This window comes from Streptomyces sp. NPDC058052 (assembly GCF_042885515.1).
Lineage (GTDB): Bacteria > Actinomycetota > Actinomycetes > Streptomycetales > Streptomycetaceae > Streptomyces.
The window spans coordinates 111,070-129,214 of sequence record NZ_JBHVRX010000022.1 but is presented as its reverse complement, the minus strand read 5'-3'; the positions used below and the strand labels follow the sequence as shown (position 1 = coordinate 129,214).

Sequence of the window (18,145 nt, the reverse complement as noted above, 5' to 3'; positions counted from 1 at the left end):
GTCCGCGAGCGGGCTCGCTGCTGTGACCCGGAGTCCCTGACGGCGGAGCGCGCTGCCGCTGCGGTTCGGTGGACTTCGCCACGAACAGACCAACGAGCAACCAAGCCGACAGTCACATGATCATCAGTTTCTGTTAGGACCTCTGAGGGAGACGTGATCACTCACACAGCACTCGTCCGTAGTCGTGACGGATCGTCATCGCTCCACAGAAGCTGAGCCAGAACCCGTTCTCGTGGACAAATCCGACCATGTCGAGGGTGGCGGCCGCGCCGCCAGCGTCCTTGGTCACCTTCGTGTGGAGCCGGACTGTGGAGACGGTCGACTCGATAGGGTTGGTGGCGCACGGGTACATCCCATGCCCGGCGGGGAAGTCTTAGCACGTCGGCAACTCCGCGACGTTATGAGGTGCTTCTTGCCGTGGCCTGAGTCCGTGGCTCGTCTCAGGTGGTGAAGAGCGGCTCGTAGGCGTGCCCCTCCGGCGTGAAGATCAGAACGAATTCTTCACCCAGCCGAGTGGCGACCTCTCGCAAACGGGCCAAGGCGGATGCCTGGTCCGGAAGGCTGAGGCCAAGAGCCGCAGCGGCGCGGTCTCTTCGGGCTGCGAGGTCCGGCATGTCCTCCCGGTACTCGGCCTCGAGTGCGCGACTCTCGTCTTCCGTGAACGTCTGGCAGTCGCGCCACCACGGGGCGACCAGGAGCAGCCGCAGCAACTCGGGCAGGCCGATGGCGACCAGAGCCGCGCTTCCTTCCGAGTCGGCGTAGAGGACGGGGCGTTCCTCGTCGCCCTCACCACAGAAGAAGTACGTACCGCCCGTGCCGTCGCCGGCGAACCCCTCGAGCGCGGCCCCTGAGGCGAGGTGAACATCCTCGACGTGGTCGCCGCGGTCCAGGTCGAAGTCACCCGGCCATGCGAGAAATCGGGCAGCTTCTTCCTGCTGACGGAGGGCAGCGATCAACGATTCCATGAGCCGAAGCCTATGGTCCGCTGCTTGGGGACCATCACCTCGGTGGCGTGGCCGACCGGTCCGCAGAGGGACGGCGGGGCGGGCACCTGCTGGCGCAAGCGACAGGTCGGAACAGCCTGATTGTCACCAGTGAGTGCGCAGCTGGGGCCACAGATCCTCGTTGAGGACCATGGTGGCCAACCAGGGAACCCTCTCTCCGTCAGTATCCCCAGGTGGCGTAGATGGTGACGTTCTCGCCATTGTCCTTGGCCCCGACGCACACGTCTCGCCAGTCGAGCAGCCAGCCGCTGGAGCGGCAGCTCTCCTGCTGGAGCCCCAGTTCGCGGATGATCTCCGTGCGGGACAAGCCGTCGTCGCTGGTGATCGTCGCGGCGCGCCAGCAGCCGCCGGAACCACAGCTGATGCCCTCGTCGACCGTGCTGATGCCTGGCGGCAATGACGGCAGGGCCTTGGACGGCGGGGGGTCCGAGCCTTCGCTGATCATCAGCGCGTACAGGAGGCCGGCCACGAGGGTGAGGGCGAACTGCACCGCCAGGAAGCCGATGGCTCCCTTGCGTCGGGAGGTCCACTTCGGGGAAGGAGAGCTCTCGTGCCGTCCTTCCAGTCCCGCACCGCAGGCGATGAGCAAGGGCGCGAGAGCGGTGAACACAAGGTGGGCATCCATTCCGGGGGCGTCGATCCAGCCCCGCTGGACGCCGATCAGCAGACTGGCTCCGGCCAGCAGCGCGCCGCCGATCGCGAAGCCGACGGGGCGGGTGCGGGCGATCGTCGTCCAGACGACGGCGGGCGCGACGGCGAAGAGGATCCCCAGGACGATCAGCATGTACGGGGGGACGTGCGGCCCGAGTGCCCGGTTCCACTCGGCCAGGACTCATCCCAGGGCCGCTCCCGAGCGAGGAGCTGCTGGCGGTCCAGGGTGCGGGCGTCTTCGTGTCAGCTGGGTTCAGGGGCTGTTTCTCGTGCTTGCTCCGCCGTCGGACGGGCTGTTTGCAGTCCGTGCCTTGAACGTCACCAGGCGGTACAGGAAACGGACCGTCATCGCGGCCGCGGAGAGCGAGTACAGGCCGAACAGGACCAGAGAGATCGTGTCGAACAAGTCGTCGTTGTAACGATGCGGGGCAGCTATGAGCCCCATCACCGGCCACAGCCCCCACACGATGGCGAGGTCCTTCGCCTCCTTGCCCATCCCACTGCCCCCTCAATCGATCAACCTGTGAAGGATAGAGCCGGGCACACCAGGGCGGCCGTCCGGGCGGCGCCGGACGGAGACCGCCGCCCTGCCCGGCGGGAGCAGGCTCTGCCGGGACTGCCGGCGGGCTTGGCCGGAACGGGTGATGTCAGCGACAGCTCGCAGGGTGCGCCGCAATGCGACGAGGAGGTTCGATGAGCACTCCCTCCCCTGCACCGGGCCGCGTGCGGGACCGTCCGAACCCTCGCTTCGGCGCCGGCCTCGGGTTCGCCGGCGCATGCCGCCCACCGGCAAGCGGGCGCCTTGTCGTCACCCGCCGGCCGGCCACGATCTCCGGGCACCCGCCCGGCCCCGGTCCGCCTCGCCCAGTCCCCCCGTCCACCGACCCAGTTGGCGTGAACACGCAGGGAAACGTCATGATGGGGTCATGACGAACGCGGTGGACAGCGGGACGGCGAACAGGCCGGAGGCGTGCCCCCGGTGCGGCGCGGCAGACACCGTGGCGGTCGCCGAAGCGACCGAGACCAGCGGGTGCATGCACTTCGCCGAGGGAACCGTGCTTGCGCTCATGGCCGGGGCCGCGGGCAAGTACTACGCCGACGAACGAGACCTGCCCTGGCTCACAGCGGTCGGTGCCCTCGTCGCGGTGCTCCTCTTCGTCGGCACGATCGCGATCGTCCGCAGCGAGAACCGGGACGCACGCAGGGCGCGGGCCGCCGTGGACCGCGCCGCCGCGGCCGGCACCGTCGCCACCCACTACTGCGCCGCGTGCAGGGAAGCATCCTCACGTCTGGACGCCGGAAACGCGTGATCGTTTAAAGTCGAAGTCCAGCCGGAGACCGACGACGAGCCCCAGCTCAAGGTGCAGCCCCACCCGAGTTCGAAGCCGCACCCACGCGGGAGCGGACACCACCACCAGGCGACTTGGCAAGGGCCCGTCCGCCGCACCTGGGGAGCGTCGCCACGCATCGGTCGCGGCCCCTTCGTGCAGGGATCCGCCCCCGCGCGAGCAGTGAGCGCAGCCTCGCACAATGGCTCGGCGAAGCGGGCGACACCACCGGCCCCGCGGACGCCTACAACACGCCCCTCCCCCGACCTCCTCCACGTCCCCGGACCCGCCCCCCCTGCTGGCCCGGTTCCGCCGGGCGGTCTCCCCAGGGCAAGCGGGTGCCCCGGCAAGTGCAGTGGCCATGCTGCGGGAACCTACCGAAGACGAGGCCCGCGTCCGCGACGAGCGTGACCACTCCGAAGTACGCCGCATTCTCACGGAGCTGGAAAAGTGTCAGACCGCCTCGACACCGAGATGGAGGCATGGGGCTGCGCCGACGAAGCGCCCGTGCCCATCGGCGGACGCCGAGGCTTCACGCCCACGCGCTTCGCCGCCTGATACCGCAAGAACTGATCGTTGCCGCCCCAGACCATCCACCGATCCGAGGACATGCCTCACACACGAGGGCCTTTTGCGTCATGCGCGCGAAATTGAGACGCGCGTTCCATACCGTTCGCGTCAACATCAGGCCGGTTGCCTTCGAACACCCTGATGCGGGGACGTTTTGCACCCCATCCCTCCCTACCGGCCATTACTCTTCATTGACCCGGCCTTGGGATTCTCTTGGCTGATCCCGCGATCCCGCCGTCCCGCAAGGAAGGAGGAATGTCGCGATGTCGTCCGTACGCACGACGGTGTCCTTCCCCTCGGTCCTCCTTCTCGTTCTCACCCTCGTCGGGATCGCCTGCGGGCTGCCGTCCTGGGGTGGGGCGACGGTCGGGGCAGGACCGCAGGTTCAGCAGACCGGCGTCCGCAGCGCCGCCTCGGCCGCGTACGAGGTCGCTCACGCTCCGGGCGGCGAGGCCGGAACCCCCACGGATTCCTTGGCCCGCCAGAACCGGCGGCGGCCCGCCACCTCGGCCACCCGCCCCCTCGGTCCCCTGCTCCTCGTCTCGCGTCGCACCAACCCGCTGTCCACTCCGCCGAACGATCACGTCGGCAGGCCGGACAGCAGGCCGAGAACCCACGGCGGTCAGGAGGCTCCCACGCTGCAGGTCTTCCTCTGCTGACGGACTGTCTGCCCCCCGTCCCGACCTGTCAGCCCGACGCGCCCCCACAGCGCGCCAGGAGGATTTCTTCATGCAGCCCCCCATCGACGCTGCCCGCCGATGCGCACCCGCCCGCCCGAAGGAGGGACGTCCTGCCGTCGTCCGGCCGTCGCCCCTTCCATCCCCCCTTTCCTCTGGGCGGGCGACACTCGCCCCGCCCGCTGCCCGACGCGGTCCGCACGTCGAACGGACGTCGGCCGACGTCCCCTACGAGGCGCTGTGAGGAGGGACGTCCACATGCCGCGTTCCTTCCCCCACCTGCGCCAGGACGTCGCGGCCTCGCTCGTCGTCTTCCTCGTCGCCCTCCCGCTCTGCCTCGGCGTGGCCGTCGCCTCAGGAGTCCCCGCGGAACTGGGCCTCATCACCGGCGTCGTCGGAGGCATCGTCACCGGTCTGATGCGCGGCAGCAGTCTCCAGGTCTCGGGCCCCGCCGCCGGGCTCACCGTGCTCGTCTTCGAAACGGTCCGGGCCTTCGGCCTTCCCGTGCTCGGCGTCATCGTGCTGCTGGCCGGGGTGCTCCAGATCGTCATGGGCTGCCTGCGCTGGGGCCGCTGGTTCCGCGCGATCTCCCTGTCCGTCGTCGAGGGCATGCTCGCGGGTATCGGCCTCGTCATCATCGCGGGCCAGATCTACGCGGCCGCGGGCATCCCCGCCCCGGCCGGAGGCGTCGAAAAACTCACCGCACTGCCGAGAGCCCTCGTCCAAGCGCTCGGCGACCGCACGGCTCTGGTGTCGCTCGCGGTCGGAGCCGGCACCGTCCTCGTCATCGTCGGCTGGCGGCACATGCCGCGCCGGGCCAAGGCGATCCCCGGAGCCCTGGTGGCGGTGCTGCTGGCCGCCGCCGCCACCGTTCTGCTCGGCCTCCCCGTCGCGACCGTACGCGTGAGCGGCATGCTGGAAGCCGTCCACCTCCCGGGGGCCGACGCCCTCTCGTCCATCGTCGAGCCGGCCGTTCTCGGCACCGTCCTCGCCTTTGCCCTGATCGCCTCCGCCGAGTCCCTGTTCAGCGCGGCCGCCGTCGACCGGCTCCACTCGGGACCCCGCACCGCATACGACAAGGAACTCGTCGCCCAGGGCGCGGGCAACGCGCTGTGCGGTCTGCTCGGCGCTCTGCCGCTCACCGCGGTCATCGTGCGCAGTTCGGCCAACGTCGAGGCCGGCGCCCGCACGAAGGCGTCCCGCGTCCTTCATGGCGTCTGGCTGTTGCTCTTCGTCGCGCTGCTGCCCGCCGTGCTCGCGTACATCCCGCTGGCCGCGCTGGCGGGGATTCTCGTCCACGCCGGCTGGAAACTGATCCCCTTCGCCGGCGTCCGCGGGCTCTGGCGCCGCCAGCGGGGCGAGGCGTTCGTCCTCGTCGCGACGGCGGCGGCCATCGTCGCCGTCGGTATGTTCGAGGGTGTTCTGACGGGTGTCGTCCTGTCGGTCGTCAAGGCCGCCTGGGACGCCTCGCACCTGCGGATCGAGCACATCGACGACGGGCACGGCGCGATCCTCGTACGGTTGCAGGGAACCGTCACCTTTCTGAGGCTTCCCCAGATACTCGACACCCTGGAAGCCCTGCCCAGCGACCGCCGTGTCGTTCTGGACCTCTCCGGGATCCACTTCCTCGACCATGCCTGCCGGGCGGCGCTGGAGACGTGGGCGGAACGTCACTCCGGCGCCGACGTGGAGGCGGTCCGCTCCGGCTCGGTCCCGGACGCGGCCGGCCACAAGGCCGCCGACACCCGTTCGGCGAGAACACCACGATGAGAGAGAGGCGGACGGCGGATCCCGTCTGCCGAGGCGCTGAGCGGCTGCGGCAGACGCGATGACGCGGACGCGCCCGGGACACAGCCGGCCAAGAGGCCGCGTCCACGGGCGCGTCAGCGTCGCCGGCGCCGCTGCGGTGCCGTCAGCCACCGGGCCCGTACACCCGGTGCCGTTCCGCAGGCAGTCCACCGATGCCGCCCTCACACGGCGGCGTCCGGACGCGTAGACCGCCGCCTCGCCGAACCAGCGGCAGAAGCCGGGATCCGGGTCGCACACGGCTGCAGCCATCAGCGGGAGCGAACCACTCCTATGGCCTCCGTTCATCCCCCTTCGACCAACGCCACGAGATGGCGTCTTCCTGTCGCCGGAATCGATTCTCTTCAAGGTGTTACGGGAAACCGCAGGGTCCTCGTTACGGGAACCCGCAGGGTTGACGCTGCGGAAAGCCGGTCCTGCTCAGGCGGTTTACCTCGTGCCCCCGCCCTCCGCCCCTGACTAGCGTCCTCCTCATCGCAGAACGGCAGCCGCCCCGGCGGTTTCCGCAGCAATGGGAGGAAACAGAAGGTGCGAAAGAAACCGGCAACGGTACGGATCGCGCGATGGAGCGCCACGCATCCGTGGTCCGCCATCGGCCTGTGGGTGGCCTTCGTCGCGCTGTGTCTCTTCTTGGGCGGAGCCGCCGGCACGAACAAGATCAGCGACCAGGAGTCGGGAGTCGGCGAGGCCGGCCGGGCGGGCCGGATCACGGCCTCGGGGCACTTCATCGAGAAGCCCGAGGAGAACGTCCTCATCAGCGCCGCGAACGGCGGGAAGCTCGATGTCGCCACCGCCCGGAAGGCCGCTGAGGAGCTCGCCGGGAAGATGAAGGCCCTGCCCGACGTGGAGAGCGTCGGCACCGCCTTCCCCTCCCCCGACGGCAAGGCCCTGCTGCTCCTCGTCACCATGAAGGGCGACACCGAGAACGCCGACACGCGGGTCCAGCCGCTGCTCGACGCGAGCGCGGCGACCGAGAAGGCCCACGAGGGCATCAGGATCGACCAGATCGGCACCGGATCCACCGCCAAGGGGCTCGGCGAGACCCTGGGCGAGGACTTCGAGAAGGCCGAGCTGATCAGCCTTCCGCTGACACTGCTGATCCTGCTCGTCGTCTTCGGCGCGGTCATCGCCGCCAGTGTGCCGGTGCTGCTGGCCATGTCCTGTGTCGCCGCCGCGATCGGGCTGTCGGCCCTGGCCTCGCACGTCCTGCCCGAGACCAGCGCGGTGAGCAACGTCATCCTGCTCATGGGCATGGCCGTCGGCGTCGACTATTCGCTCTTCTACCTCAAGCGGGAACGGGAGGAGCGTCACAAGGGCGCCTCGCACCTGGACGCCATCGAGATCGCCGCCGAGACCTCCGGCCACACCGTCGTCGTCTCCGGCACGACCGTCATCGTCTCCATGGCCGGCCTCTACCTCGCTCAGGAGGCCACCTTCGCCTCCCTGGCCACCGGGTCGATCATCGTCGTGGCCGTCGCCGTCCTGGCCTCGCTGACCGTACTCCCCGCGCTCCTCGCCAAGCTCGGCCGCTGGGTCGACCGGCCGAAGGTCCCGCTCCTCTGGCGGCTCACGATGCGCTCCGACGAGTCCCGGATCTGGCCCGTTCTGCTGCGCCCCGCCCTCGTACGGCCCGTGCTCACCCTCGTGGTCTCCGTCGGCGCCCTGCTCGCCCTCGCCCTGCCCGCCCTGGACATGAAGCTGAAGCAGCCCGGCTCCGACGACCTGTCACGCGACATCCCCGTCGTCCAGGCCATGGACCGGCTGACCTCCGCCTTCCCCAGCAAGGGCACCGTGCACCAGGTGACCGTGCGGGCCCCCGCGGAGCGGGCCGGTGAGGTCGAGGCCGCGCTCAAGACCCTGCTGAGCCGCACCGAGGGCCAGGAGCTGTTCGCCGACGACCAGACGCCCACGATCCGCGCCTCCGCCGACCAGCGCGTGCACACCGTCGCCGTCGGCACCCCGCACTCGCCGAAGAGCGACGGGGCGCGGAAGTCCCTCGAACTGCTGCGGGCCTGGGTGCCCGAGGCGATCGCACCCGTGCAGGGCGCCGAGGGCGCCGTCGGCGGCAAGGTCGCCCAGGGGGTCGACTTCACCGGCCATCTGGAGGACCGGATGCCGTGGGTGGTCGGCTTCATCCTGCTGCTGACCTTCGCCACCATGGTCATCATCTTTCGCTCGCTCGCCGTGGCACTCTCCGCGATCCTCCTCAACCTGCTGTCGGCAGCCGCCTCCTTCGGTGCTCTCGTCGCGGTGTTCCAGAACACCTGGGCGGAGGACCTGCTCGACTTCCACAGTTCCGGTGCGGTCGTCTCCTGGCTCCCGCTCTTCCTCTTCGTCGTGCTGTTCGGCCTCTCGATGGACTACCACGTGTTCGTCGTGAGCCGGATCCGGGAGGCCGCCCTCGACGGGGCGGACGTCCGTGACGCCGTCCGGGACGGCATCACCCGCTCCGCCGGCGTCGTGACGAGTGCGGCGATCGTCATGGTGGCCGTGTTCGCGATCTTCGGCACTCTCAGCATGGTGGAGTTCAAGCAGCTGGGCGTGGGCCTGGCGGCGGCGATCCTGCTGGACGCCGTGGTGATCCGCATCTTCGTCCTCCCGGCCCTGATGACAGCCCTCGGCCGGTGGAACTGGTGGCCGGGCAACCTGAACTCCGCCCGCCGCGGCCAGCACGCGGCCGGCTCCGACGAGACCCGCCGGCTGCGCCTCCCCCAGCCGGTACCGGCCGGCGCGACGCAGTACGGCCGGCGGCCGTCCTGCGGCCAGGGTTCCGGTGACGGCCAGGAGTTCGGCGGCCAGGAGCGAACCTCCTCCCTGGAGCAGGCGCACACGCCCCCACAGCACCAGTCGTACGCCCCGCAGGACGCGTACGGCCCACCGCAGGGCTGGACACAACAGGAGCAGCAGGGCCACGACGGCCGACCCGACCTCTACCGGCGGTAGGCGGTCCGGGCCGCCGAGCAGGGAGATCGCGCTTGTACCGCATTTAACTCGGGGCGCAGCCCTTGCACACATCCGCGGAGGAGTGGGCCGGACGTGTCGTCAGATCCCGGGTACCGGTCGGATAACGGTCGACCCATGTGCCGCTTGCGTCCCATAGGGTGCCCGTGATTCGCCTTTTTGAACGCGTTCAGGGCAAGCATGTGCACTCTGGGGAGGGGCTGTGGCCATGCGTAGTGGTGTGAAGGTCGCCGTTGTCGGCGGTGTGTTCGCCGTCGTGGCGACGGGCGTGGGGTACGGAGGCTGGAACCTCTGGAACGGGCTGAGCGGCGAGAACGACGGGGGAGGCGTCTCCACGCGGTCCGCGGCGAAGAAGACCGGCCCGCCCGACGCCGCGGAGATCGAGAAGACGGCCCGGGACTTCCTGGCTGCCTGGGCCTCGGGAGACGGGCCCACCGCCGCCCAGCTGACCAACAACGCCGCCGAGGCCGAGCCGATGATCACCGGCTACAGCACGACGGCCCATGTCACCAAGGCCGTGATCGAGCCGGGTGAGGCGGTGGGCGCGAAGGTGCCGTACACGGTCGAGGCGACCGTGGAGTACGCCGGGGTGTCCAAGCGCCTGACGTATTCCTCCTCACTGACCGTGGTCCGCGGGCTCACCACGGGCAGGCCGCTGGTCGACTGGCAGCCGGCCGTCGTACACCCGCAGCTCACCGAGGGCACCTCGCTGGTCACGTCGAAGGCGTCCGCACCACCCATCAAGGCGGTCGACAAGGACGGCGTCGAGCTGACCGAGGAGAAGTTCCCCTCGCTGAAGGGCGTCCTCGCCGAACTGCGGCAGAAGTACGGCTCGAAGGCCGGCGGCGTCGCCGGGGTTGAACTGGCGATCACCTCGTCCGCCCAGGACATACCCGACCGGACCCTTCTCACCTTGACGAAGGGCAAGGAGGGCACGCTGAAGACCTATATCGACGCGGGTGTCCAGGCCGCCGCGGAGAAGGCGGTCAAGCGGTACGACAAGGCGTCCGTGGTCGCCGTGGAACCCAGCACCGGCCGGATCCGGGCCGTGGCCAACAACCCGGCCCAGGGCTTCAACACCGCCTTCGGCGGCGCCCAGGCACCAGGCTCCACGATGAAGATCGTCACCGCCGCGATGATGCTCGACAAGGGGCTGGTCACGGGTGCCGGATCGAAGGTGGAGTGCCCGCCGACCGTCACCTGGGAGCGCGAGTTCCACAACCTCAAGGACTTCGATCTCGGCACCACCACCTTCCAGCGGGCCTTCGCCCGCTCCTGCAACACCTCCTTCATCAAGCCGGTCAAGCCCCTGGGCACGAGTGCGGGCGCGGCGCTCGGCGAGACGGCGAAGAAGTACTTCGGCATCGGCGAGGTGTGGGAGACCGGCGTGAAGACCTGGGACGGCTCCGTCCCCGACTCGTCGGGCGCCGAGACGGCCGCCTCCTACATCGGCCAGGGCAAGATCCAGATGAACGCCCTCACCATGGCCTCGATCGCCGCCACCGTGAAAAGCGGCGCCTTCCGGCAACCGGTGATCGTCCCGCAGTCGCTCGACGACCGCACCCTCGCCCCCACCCGGCAGCTCCCGGAAGGCATGGCCTCCACCCTGCGGCAGCTGATGGCCGCCGCCGCCACCGGAGAGGGCACCGGGGCGCGGGCCATGGCCTCGGTCAGCGGGGCGAAGGGCGCCAAGACCGGCTCGGCCGAGGTCGACGGCCAGGGCGACTCCAACGCCTGGTTCACCGCCTACGCCGGAGACCTGGCGGCCGCCGCGGTCGTGGACTCCGGCGGACACGGCGGCGACTCCGGTGGCGACGTCGTGGCACGCGTGCTCAACGCCCGCTGAGCAGGACCGGGGAGGGAAGGTGGGGTGTCGACGACCACCCGGATCGGTCCGGATCTCCCCACCATCCTCCCCCGCATGCCGGAACAGGAGCGAGCCATTCCGCGTGCAGCTCCCGGACCCTGATGCTTTGGATCGCACAGCTGCGGCCTTCTGCACCAGACGTGATCGCGGGCGCGGAAATACCCAAGCCGACGAGTACCCGCGTCCTGTTATCCTTCCCGGATGTTCATCGTGATGTTCATCTGACGGTCCTGGGTTTCTCCCGTCCAGGTTCTGATCCGTTGAGGGTGCGCTCTGTCCCGCCCTCCGGACCTCGATAGCCGTCAGATTCCTGGCGGCCTCGCGTTCAGCGTCGGTCGCACATCATCGGAGCTTCTTCGTGCTCGCCGTACTTCTCCTTCCTGGTGCTCTTCGCGCCTTCCTTCCTGCCCTGCTTGGCCGGTCCGCCCTCGCGATGGGAGGTCTGGCCCTCCTCCTCGCCGTCCAGGACAGCACGGGTTCGTACACGCAGGCCGGTTTCGCGACAGCGGTGTTCGGCATCGCCAACGTCCTGGCGGCCCCCTGGCGTGCCCGGGCCGTCGACCGATTCGGTCAACGGGTCGCGCTCAACACGATGGCTTCGGGCCAGGCATCCGGGTTCATCGCTCTCGCGCTCATCACGGCATCCGAGAGCGCCTCGGACATCTCGTTGCTGCTTCTCAGTGCGGTGGTCGGCCTGACAGCGCCACCCCTGGGAGCGGCGATGCGCATGGTCTGGGCATCGCTCACAACAGCGGGTGACCAGCGAACCAAGGCATTCAGTCTCGACGCGGTCTGCGAAGAACTCCTCTTCGTCGCTGGTCCTGTCATCATCACTGCGGTCATCGTGACCAGTTCCCCCAGTACGGGGCTCTGGGTGACCGCGGCAGCGGTTTCGCTTGGCACCGCCGCGATGACGTCCAGTGCGTCGTCGCGGGCACTCCGCGGGACAGGAGGGAGCGCCGCGCAAGGTGATCGACCGCTGCGACAGCCCGGTTTCGCGCGGGTGTTGGTCGTCCTGTTGGGCGTCGGTGGCGTATTGGGCGTCGCGGAGATCGCGGCGCCGGCCACCGCTGCTGAACATGATGCTGTCGCAGCGTCGGGCTGGCTCCTGGCGGCCTTTGCCGGCGGAAGCGCTCTCGGGGGTTTCCTCTATGGGCACCTGAACCTCAGGTCGGGAATCGGCAAGAGGCTGTTCGCCCTGTGCGTCAGCATGGGGCTTGCCGCGGTGTTCGTGTCCCAGCTGGACACACTCGGTCTCTTCGCCGCGGGACTCGCCCTCATCGGCCTCTTCCTCGCCCCGTCCCTCATCACCGGATACCTCATCGCCGACACCATCGTTCCGGAGACCAGCCGGACGGAGGCGTCGACATGGATCAACACCTCCGTGAACCTCGGTGCATCACTGGCGTCCGCCGCGGCAGGATTCGTCATCGACAGGTCCGGCGCCTGGCTCGCCCTCCTGCTCGTGGGCGCGATCGCTCTCGCGCTCGCCTCCGCTGTGCCCTTTGCGCGGCTGCGCGAGATCCAGTCGCCTGCGGATCACGCTCCCGACCGTTGCGAGCAAAGCTGATCGGCAGCCCCGAGCTCCCGGGCGGTCAAGGCGTCGGTGCCGGCGTGCGGTCCTCCGTGGAAGCCCGGACAGGGTGGTCGCGAGGGGGCCGGCGGGTCGATGGTCCCCACCGCGGTGGGGACTGGCTCGACAGTGACAGTGAGGGGCCTTGACGGGCAGGCCGCCGGGGTCACTCACGTCTCCGCCTTTGGGCGACGGTCTGTTCGTCCCGGGCACGCAGGGGCAGCCATCTCTGACAGCCCGTTGCCGTCACTGGTCGTCTCTCGGCAGCCCAGGAGTCGAACGAACTCCGGATCGACAGCGCCCAGAGCGCCACGCGGCCACCGTTGAAAGGGTGTCACGCTTCGCGCTCACAGAAATCAGTAGTACCGAGTGACCGGAGAACCTCACCGAACCGGGAGGTGGATGGGGTCGGGGACCGGGCCGCCGCGCTCGCGCAGATGGCCCAGCACCCAGTTCAGGCCCTCGGGCCTGGTCCGCCGGCGCCGCATCGCCGCCTCCCGGGCCTCGCTCTCCGCGATGCGGGGCGGGGGCGGCGACGCCGAGGATGTCCGCGAACCTCGCAAGGCCCCGCAGCTGCGGCAGATCGTCCGGGAGCGGTACTGCCCGGTCACGCCGAGACGTGGCGGCAATCCATCCGATGGTGAACCTGGCCAGCAGGCATTCCTCGCAGCCCACGTCCACGAATTCTCCGCCCAGCAGTCAGTTCACGGCGGTCCGAGCCGGGTCCGTTCCAGTTCAGCCGTTGGGGGCTTCGAACGTATTCACCGCGGTCCGGAAGGGTCCCTGACCGGGTTGGGCAGGGTTGATCAGCACCACGAAGTCCGGCAGGGCTCCTGGAACGGGCCGCCCGTCCTGGTCCTGGCTGCCGGCTTCGGCCTGTCAGTCGATCAGATGGACGACCACTGCATGACGGCCCTCGGGCACGGAGTGTTCGATCACGCCCTCCGGGGCGTCCCCACTGACGTCCTCGATGCCACTGACGAACGCACGACCGCGGGAGACGAACAGGTAGGGCTGGGAAGCGACCAGCTGATGGATCGCCTCCCGCTCGGTCAGCCGGGCCGGCGCGGCGGCGGTGCCCGAGCGGACCAGAACGCTGAACGCGCCGTCTCCGCCGACGTTGAGCGGAACGAGAGAACCCTCCTGGACATGACGGACGATGTCCTCGTCGTCGAGGAGTTCGTCCTCCCAGGTGTCGTCATCGACGACGGCCTCGAACCGCCGCGGATCCCACAGGACGAGCATTCCCGCGTCCGTGGCCACCGTCACCGGAGCCTCTTCAAAGGGGGGGCTGAGCAGTCACTCGCTCCTCCGGTCGTCTCTCTGACTGCACACGCATCGGCTGATTCTCTCAGCACAGGCCGGCGACGGGACTGGCGGGGCGCTTCGGACCGTCCGACAGAGGCCGACTCGAACCGTCTCGGCCATGTTCGGGTGAACCGCCCGTATCGCGCACGGCCGGCTCCTTGTCAGAGACGGCTCGTCCGGTCGTCCAGCTCCTCGGTGGGGTGCCGTGGGTGTGACGGGTGCCTCGGGGGGTGCGCGTGTGAGGCGGGGGGCGGATGGGAAGTGAAAGATCGTTCGAGTAGAGAGTGTTTGTTCTATGGGAGAAACCTTGAGTGTGTGCGTGATCGGTGCGGGGCTGTCGGGGCTGGCGACCGCACGCGCTCTGGCGGTCAAGGGAATCGATTTCGTCTGTCTCGAGCGGGCGGTCGATGTCGGCGGGATCTGGCGGCAGCCGGGAGCCGGTGAGCCGGGGCCCGGGTACCAGTCGCTGCACCTGAACACCGCGAAGCAGCTCACGGGGTACACCGAGTTCCCGATGCCCGACGCGTACCCCCTGTATCCGCGGCACAGCGAGGTCGCGGCCTATCTGCGGTCCTTCGCCGAATGGGCGGGGGTGCTGGACCGCATCGAGTTCGGCGTCGAGGTCGTCTCGGTGCGGCAGGAGGAGGGTGACGACGCGTCGTGGACGGTCGTCAGCCGAGGGGCGGACGGGACGCTGGAGTCGCGGCGGTTCGCCCATGTCGTCGTCGCCTCGGGGCACAACACCGTGCCGACGCTGCCGAAGCCCTCACCTCCCGGTTCCGACGGGTTCGCCGGCAGGATCCTGCATGCCGTCGACTACCAGCACGGGGCCGACTTCGCCGAGCAGCGCGTCGTCGTCGTGGGACTCGGCGCCTCGGCGGTGGATATCGCCACGGACCTCTCCCGGCACGCCGCGCGCACCGTGCTCTCGGTGCGTCGGGGGCTGCACATCGTTCCCAAGCAGCTCTACGGCATGTCGGTCGACGAGATGGCCGAGGTGTCGTGGTTCACGGCCATGTCCCTGCCCGAGCAGGTCGACTTCGCCGAGAAGGCGCTGCAGGTCGCGCGGGGCCGACTGTCCGACTACGGGCTGCCCGAGCCGGACCACCCGCTCTTCTCCTCCCCCGTGACCATCTCGGACGAGATCCTCAGCCGCATACGCCACGGCGCGGTGCACCCCAGGCCGGGGATCGACCACCTCGACGGCGCGCGGGTGGTCTTCACCGACGGGACCTCGGAGGAGGCCGACGCGATCGTCTACTGCACCGGCTACGAGATGGACTTCCCGTTCCTTCCCGAGGGATGCCCGGCGGGGCCGGGCGGGTCGGTCGAGCTGTACCGGCGGGTCGTCGCTCCCGGCCGCCCCGGTCTGTACTTCGTCGGCCTGGTCCGTCCGATGGGCGCGATCACGCGGCTCGTGGAGGCCCAGACCCATTGGGTCGCCCGCATCATCGGTGGCGAGGTCGTCCTGCCGGACGCGGACGTGATGGGCGAGGAGGTCGACGCGTACCTGAGCGGCATCGCCGCGCGGTACGGCACGGCGGCGGGCGGCTCCTCCATCCAGGTCGACGTCGGTCCTTACCTCAAGGAGATGCGAGGGCTCCAGACCGTCTGACGACGTGGCCGGGCTCCGTGCCCGGCCCCTACGACAGGGGCTCCCGGTGGAGATCCACCGGGAGCCCGTCGTGGGGCGTCGCTAGACGCCCGCCGCCGCGCGGCGCGGCAGTTTCGCCGGCGGTCTGACGGCGTAAGCCTCCGACGAGAGGTACGCGGTCACCCGGGGCGGATGGCCCTGCTGGTGGACGAGCGCGAGGTAGGCGATGAGGCCCACGCCGTCCTTGGGTCGCCTCGCGGTGAGGGCGGGCAGCGAGCGGACCAGCGGGAGGGGGTCCATGCCGTGGCTCCGCAGCACGTCCACGGCTCGGTCGAGGACCTCCTTGTCGTCGCGGGCGTAGTCACGGACCGGGATGTGGAGGGTGAAGCCGCTGGGGCGGCCGGTCTCCGTCTCGGTGAAGGAGTGGCAGGACAGGCCGGGCCGCCGGTCGAGGTCGTCGGTGGCGGCGGCGGCCCGGAAGAACTCCTGGATCTCCGCCGGCCCCGGGCCGGAGCCGGTACGGGACAGGCTGCCCGCCTCGGCGGCCGACAGGTCGAGGTGCCGGGTGTACACCTTCACCCGCGGTGTCTCCCAGTGGCCCAGGTCCAGGGCGAGGAAGGGGTGGCCGTCCGCCTTCGGCAGCGCCCTGTGCGCCTTCTTGTGCCCGAGTCTTCGCAGGGCCTTCCGCACGGTCTTGGCGGAACGTTTCACCCCTGACGCTGCCGGGTTCAGGTACACCTTCATCTTGGGCACGCCGCCGGGCAGCAGTTCCAGCGCGATCCATAGCGCCAGCGGACCCTTCGGCTGGGAGGGGAAGAAGAGGTCCTCGATCCTGTCGAGCTGCTCGGTGGAGAAGTCCCAGCGCCGGGCCATGGTGCGGACGACGTCCAGACCGATCCGGCCGTTCTCCGACCGGGTGTCCGCGCCGCAGCCCGGCTCCACCAGCACACGCAGCGCCGGGGCCCGGCCGGGGCTGAAGGAGAGCGAGTACTCGACGGGGGTGTGGTCGTCCGAGAGGAAGGTCCGCGACGGGGGCGGCAGGGCCAACGACCGCTCGGCGGACGGGCCCAGCGCCTCGACCAGAGTCTGCGCGTACGTCTCCGTATCGGCCGGAGAAAGCCCTGCGACGCCGCAGAGGCGTACCAACTGGGCCCGGGTGAGAGCGCCGAGAGTGCCGGACCGAGGATCCGGGAGGATGTCGTGCGGCAAGCCGGTCACCAGCACCCCACCAGAAATACGGGTGCGCAAGAAGATACCCGCCGACGAGGGCGGGTATCCCGGTGCGCACCGACACGGGTCGGTGGCTCTGCCACAGCGGTGTCGGTGGATATGTGGTCCACGACATCTCCTCTACCTCATACGCAACATTGGTGCCACGTCGATCACTACCCTCGAGATCGAATAGTCATGCAGAGGTAGGGAGCCTATGGAGAACTTGTGGATCAGCTGGTGAGCCAGGACAGGAACTGGCTCCAGCGGCCCTTCCGTTCTCCCTTGCCCTCCCCGCCGGTCCGGTCGCCGAACTGAGCGCCGGACGCGGTGCCGCTCGCGTCGGACCTCGTGTCGCCATGTCCCGGTGTCGGGACGGGGGTGAACTTGGCGGGCAGCGTGGACAGGGCCCGGTTGAAGGGTCCGGGACGCCAGATCAGGCTGTCTTCCGGTACGGCGAGTTCGACGTCCGGCAGCCGGTTGAGCAGGTGCTCGATGGCCGTGACGGTGATGTGCCGGGCCGGCTCCTTGGACGGGCAGCCGTGCAGGCCCGCGCTCCACGCCAGGTGGGACCGGTTGCTGCCGGTCGTACGGGCGGCCTTGAGGGCGGGGCTGGAGTTGGCGGCGGCGAAGCTCACCAGCATCAGTTCCCCCGCCTGCACCTTCTCGCCCGCGAACTCCATGTCCCTGGCCGGGTAGTGGGGCGCGTAGTTCGACATGGGCGGGTTGTCCCACAGCGTGTCGTCGAGCGCCTCGTCGATCAGGCCGCCGCCGTCGGCGTAGCGGTCGTCGGTGAGCAGCCGGTGCAGGGTGTTGCCGAGGAGGTTGCGCAGCGGTTCGGCGCCGGCGCCGAGGAGGAGGGCGAGCTGGTGGACCATCTCCTCGTCGCTCAGCTTGGCGTGGTGCTGCATCAGCCAGGACGTGACGTCGTCGCCCGGCCGGCTCCGCTTGAGCGTGACCAGTTCCTGCACGGCCCCGAACAGCACCGCGGTGGCCTTCTCGGCGTTCACTCCGTCGAACATCCCGGTGATGCCGAAGAGCACCCGGTCGCCGATGCCGGCCGGGCAGCCGAAGAGTTCGTTGAAGACGAACAGCGGGAGCTGCTTGGCGTAGTCGCCGAGCAGGTCGGCCGACCCGCGGGAGCCGAACTGGGAGATCAGGTAGTCCGAGATCCGCTCGGTGTTCCGGGCCAGCCGCTGCGTGTCGATCCGGGCCATGCTGTCCGTGATCGCCTGGCGCAGCCGCAGGTGCTCGCCGCCGTCGCTGAACATGCAGTTCTGCCGGTAGGCGAGGAGGGGCACGACGGGGCTGTCGTGCGGGATCCGGCCCTCGTTGAAGTCCCGCCACAGCCGCGCGTCCTTGCGGAAGGACGCGGAGTCCTGGAGCAGCTGGAGCGCGGTGGGGTAGTCGGTGACGAGGGTGGCGTCCACCCCGGGGGCGAGTTCCACCGGCGCGGTGGGCCCGTAGTGGCGCATGTACGCGTAGTACGCCTGCGGGTCCGCGGCGAACTCCGGTCCGTGCAGCGGGATGCGTGCGCCGGAGCCGTGGGCGGGGCAGCCGGGCGGGGGCACCGGGGCGGGGGTGTGGGTGTCCATGT

Annotated in this window: 13 protein-coding genes; 7 read left to right on the top strand and 6 right to left on the bottom strand. The window is 69.7% G+C overall.

Annotation, left to right across the window (positions count from 1 at the left end):
- Positions 1-440 precede the first annotated feature (440 nt).
- From ACFVU3_RS27130 to ACFVU3_RS27120, 3 genes are all read right to left on the bottom strand, one after another.
- A complete protein-coding gene (locus tag ACFVU3_RS27130) occupies positions 441-965 on the bottom strand; it encodes a hypothetical protein (protein WP_390070172.1) in 525 nt (174 codons plus the stop codon).
- Positions 966-1,164: 199 nt separating this feature from the next.
- Positions 1,165-1,788 carry a hypothetical protein gene (locus ACFVU3_RS27125; RefSeq protein WP_390070170.1) on the bottom strand — a complete coding sequence of 208 codons (624 nt, stop codon included), beginning with the start codon at positions 1,786-1,788 and terminating at the stop codon, positions 1,165-1,167.
- Positions 1,789-1,908: 120 nt separating this feature from the next.
- The gene (locus ACFVU3_RS27120) at positions 1,909-2,151 is read right to left on the bottom strand and encodes a hypothetical protein (RefSeq protein WP_390070169.1); all 243 of its coding nucleotides are present in this window, start codon (positions 2,149-2,151) and stop codon (positions 1,909-1,911) included.
- A gap of 430 nt (positions 2,152-2,581) precedes the next feature.
- On the opposite strand from ACFVU3_RS27120, the gene ACFVU3_RS27115 reads away from it, so the two are divergent.
- The 6 genes from ACFVU3_RS27115 (at position 2,582) to ACFVU3_RS27090 (ending at position 12,434) form a co-directional block, all read left to right on the top strand.
- A complete protein-coding gene (locus ACFVU3_RS27115; protein WP_390070167.1) occupies positions 2,582-2,965 on the top strand; it encodes a hypothetical protein in 384 nt (127 codons plus the stop codon).
- Between the two features lie 851 nt (positions 2,966-3,816).
- Positions 3,817-4,212 (top strand): hypothetical protein, encoded by a 396-nt coding sequence (locus ACFVU3_RS27110; protein WP_390070166.1) that lies wholly within the window; start codon positions 3,817-3,819, stop codon positions 4,210-4,212.
- Between the two features lie 276 nt (positions 4,213-4,488).
- The gene (locus ACFVU3_RS27105) at positions 4,489-6,000 is read left to right on the top strand and encodes a SulP family inorganic anion transporter (protein WP_390070164.1); all 1,512 of its coding nucleotides are present in this window, start codon (positions 4,489-4,491) and stop codon (positions 5,998-6,000) included.
- A gap of 564 nt (positions 6,001-6,564) precedes the next feature.
- Positions 6,565-8,979 carry an MMPL family transporter gene (locus tag ACFVU3_RS27100; protein ID WP_390070162.1) on the top strand — a complete coding sequence of 805 codons (2,415 nt, stop codon included), beginning with the start codon at positions 6,565-6,567 and terminating at the stop codon, positions 8,977-8,979.
- A gap of 226 nt (positions 8,980-9,205) precedes the next feature.
- Positions 9,206-10,843, top strand: coding sequence for a penicillin-binding transpeptidase domain-containing protein (locus ACFVU3_RS27095; RefSeq protein WP_390070160.1), 1,638 nt, complete (start codon positions 9,206-9,208; stop codon positions 10,841-10,843).
- A 379-nt stretch (positions 10,844-11,222) separates the two neighbouring features.
- On the top strand, positions 11,223-12,434 hold the full coding sequence (locus tag ACFVU3_RS27090) for an MFS transporter (RefSeq protein WP_390070159.1): 1,212 nt from the start codon (positions 11,223-11,225) through the stop codon (positions 12,432-12,434).
- Between the two features lie 882 nt (positions 12,435-13,316).
- On the opposite strand, the gene ACFVU3_RS27085 is transcribed toward ACFVU3_RS27090, so the two are convergent.
- Positions 13,317-13,706 (bottom strand): DUF6386 family protein, encoded by a 390-nt coding sequence (locus ACFVU3_RS27085; RefSeq protein WP_390070157.1) that lies wholly within the window; start codon positions 13,704-13,706, stop codon positions 13,317-13,319.
- A 346-nt stretch (positions 13,707-14,052) separates the two neighbouring features.
- Between ACFVU3_RS27085 and ACFVU3_RS27080 the strand changes: the two genes are divergently transcribed.
- Positions 14,053-15,360 carry a flavin-containing monooxygenase gene (locus tag ACFVU3_RS27080; protein WP_390070156.1) on the top strand — a complete coding sequence of 436 codons (1,308 nt, stop codon included), beginning with the start codon at positions 14,053-14,055 and terminating at the stop codon, positions 15,358-15,360.
- A gap of 81 nt (positions 15,361-15,441) precedes the next feature.
- On the opposite strand, the gene ACFVU3_RS27075 is transcribed toward ACFVU3_RS27080, so the two are convergent.
- Both ACFVU3_RS27075 and ACFVU3_RS27070 read right to left on the bottom strand, forming a co-directional pair.
- The gene (locus ACFVU3_RS27075; protein WP_390070155.1) at positions 15,442-16,557 is read right to left on the bottom strand and encodes a tryptophan dimethylallyltransferase family protein; all 1,116 of its coding nucleotides are present in this window, start codon (positions 16,555-16,557) and stop codon (positions 15,442-15,444) included.
- Between the two features lie 224 nt (positions 16,558-16,781).
- Entirely contained in the window at positions 16,782-18,143 is a 1,362-nt protein-coding gene (locus ACFVU3_RS27070; protein WP_390070153.1) for a cytochrome P450, read from the bottom strand.
- Between the last annotated feature and the right edge of the window lie 2 nt (positions 18,144-18,145).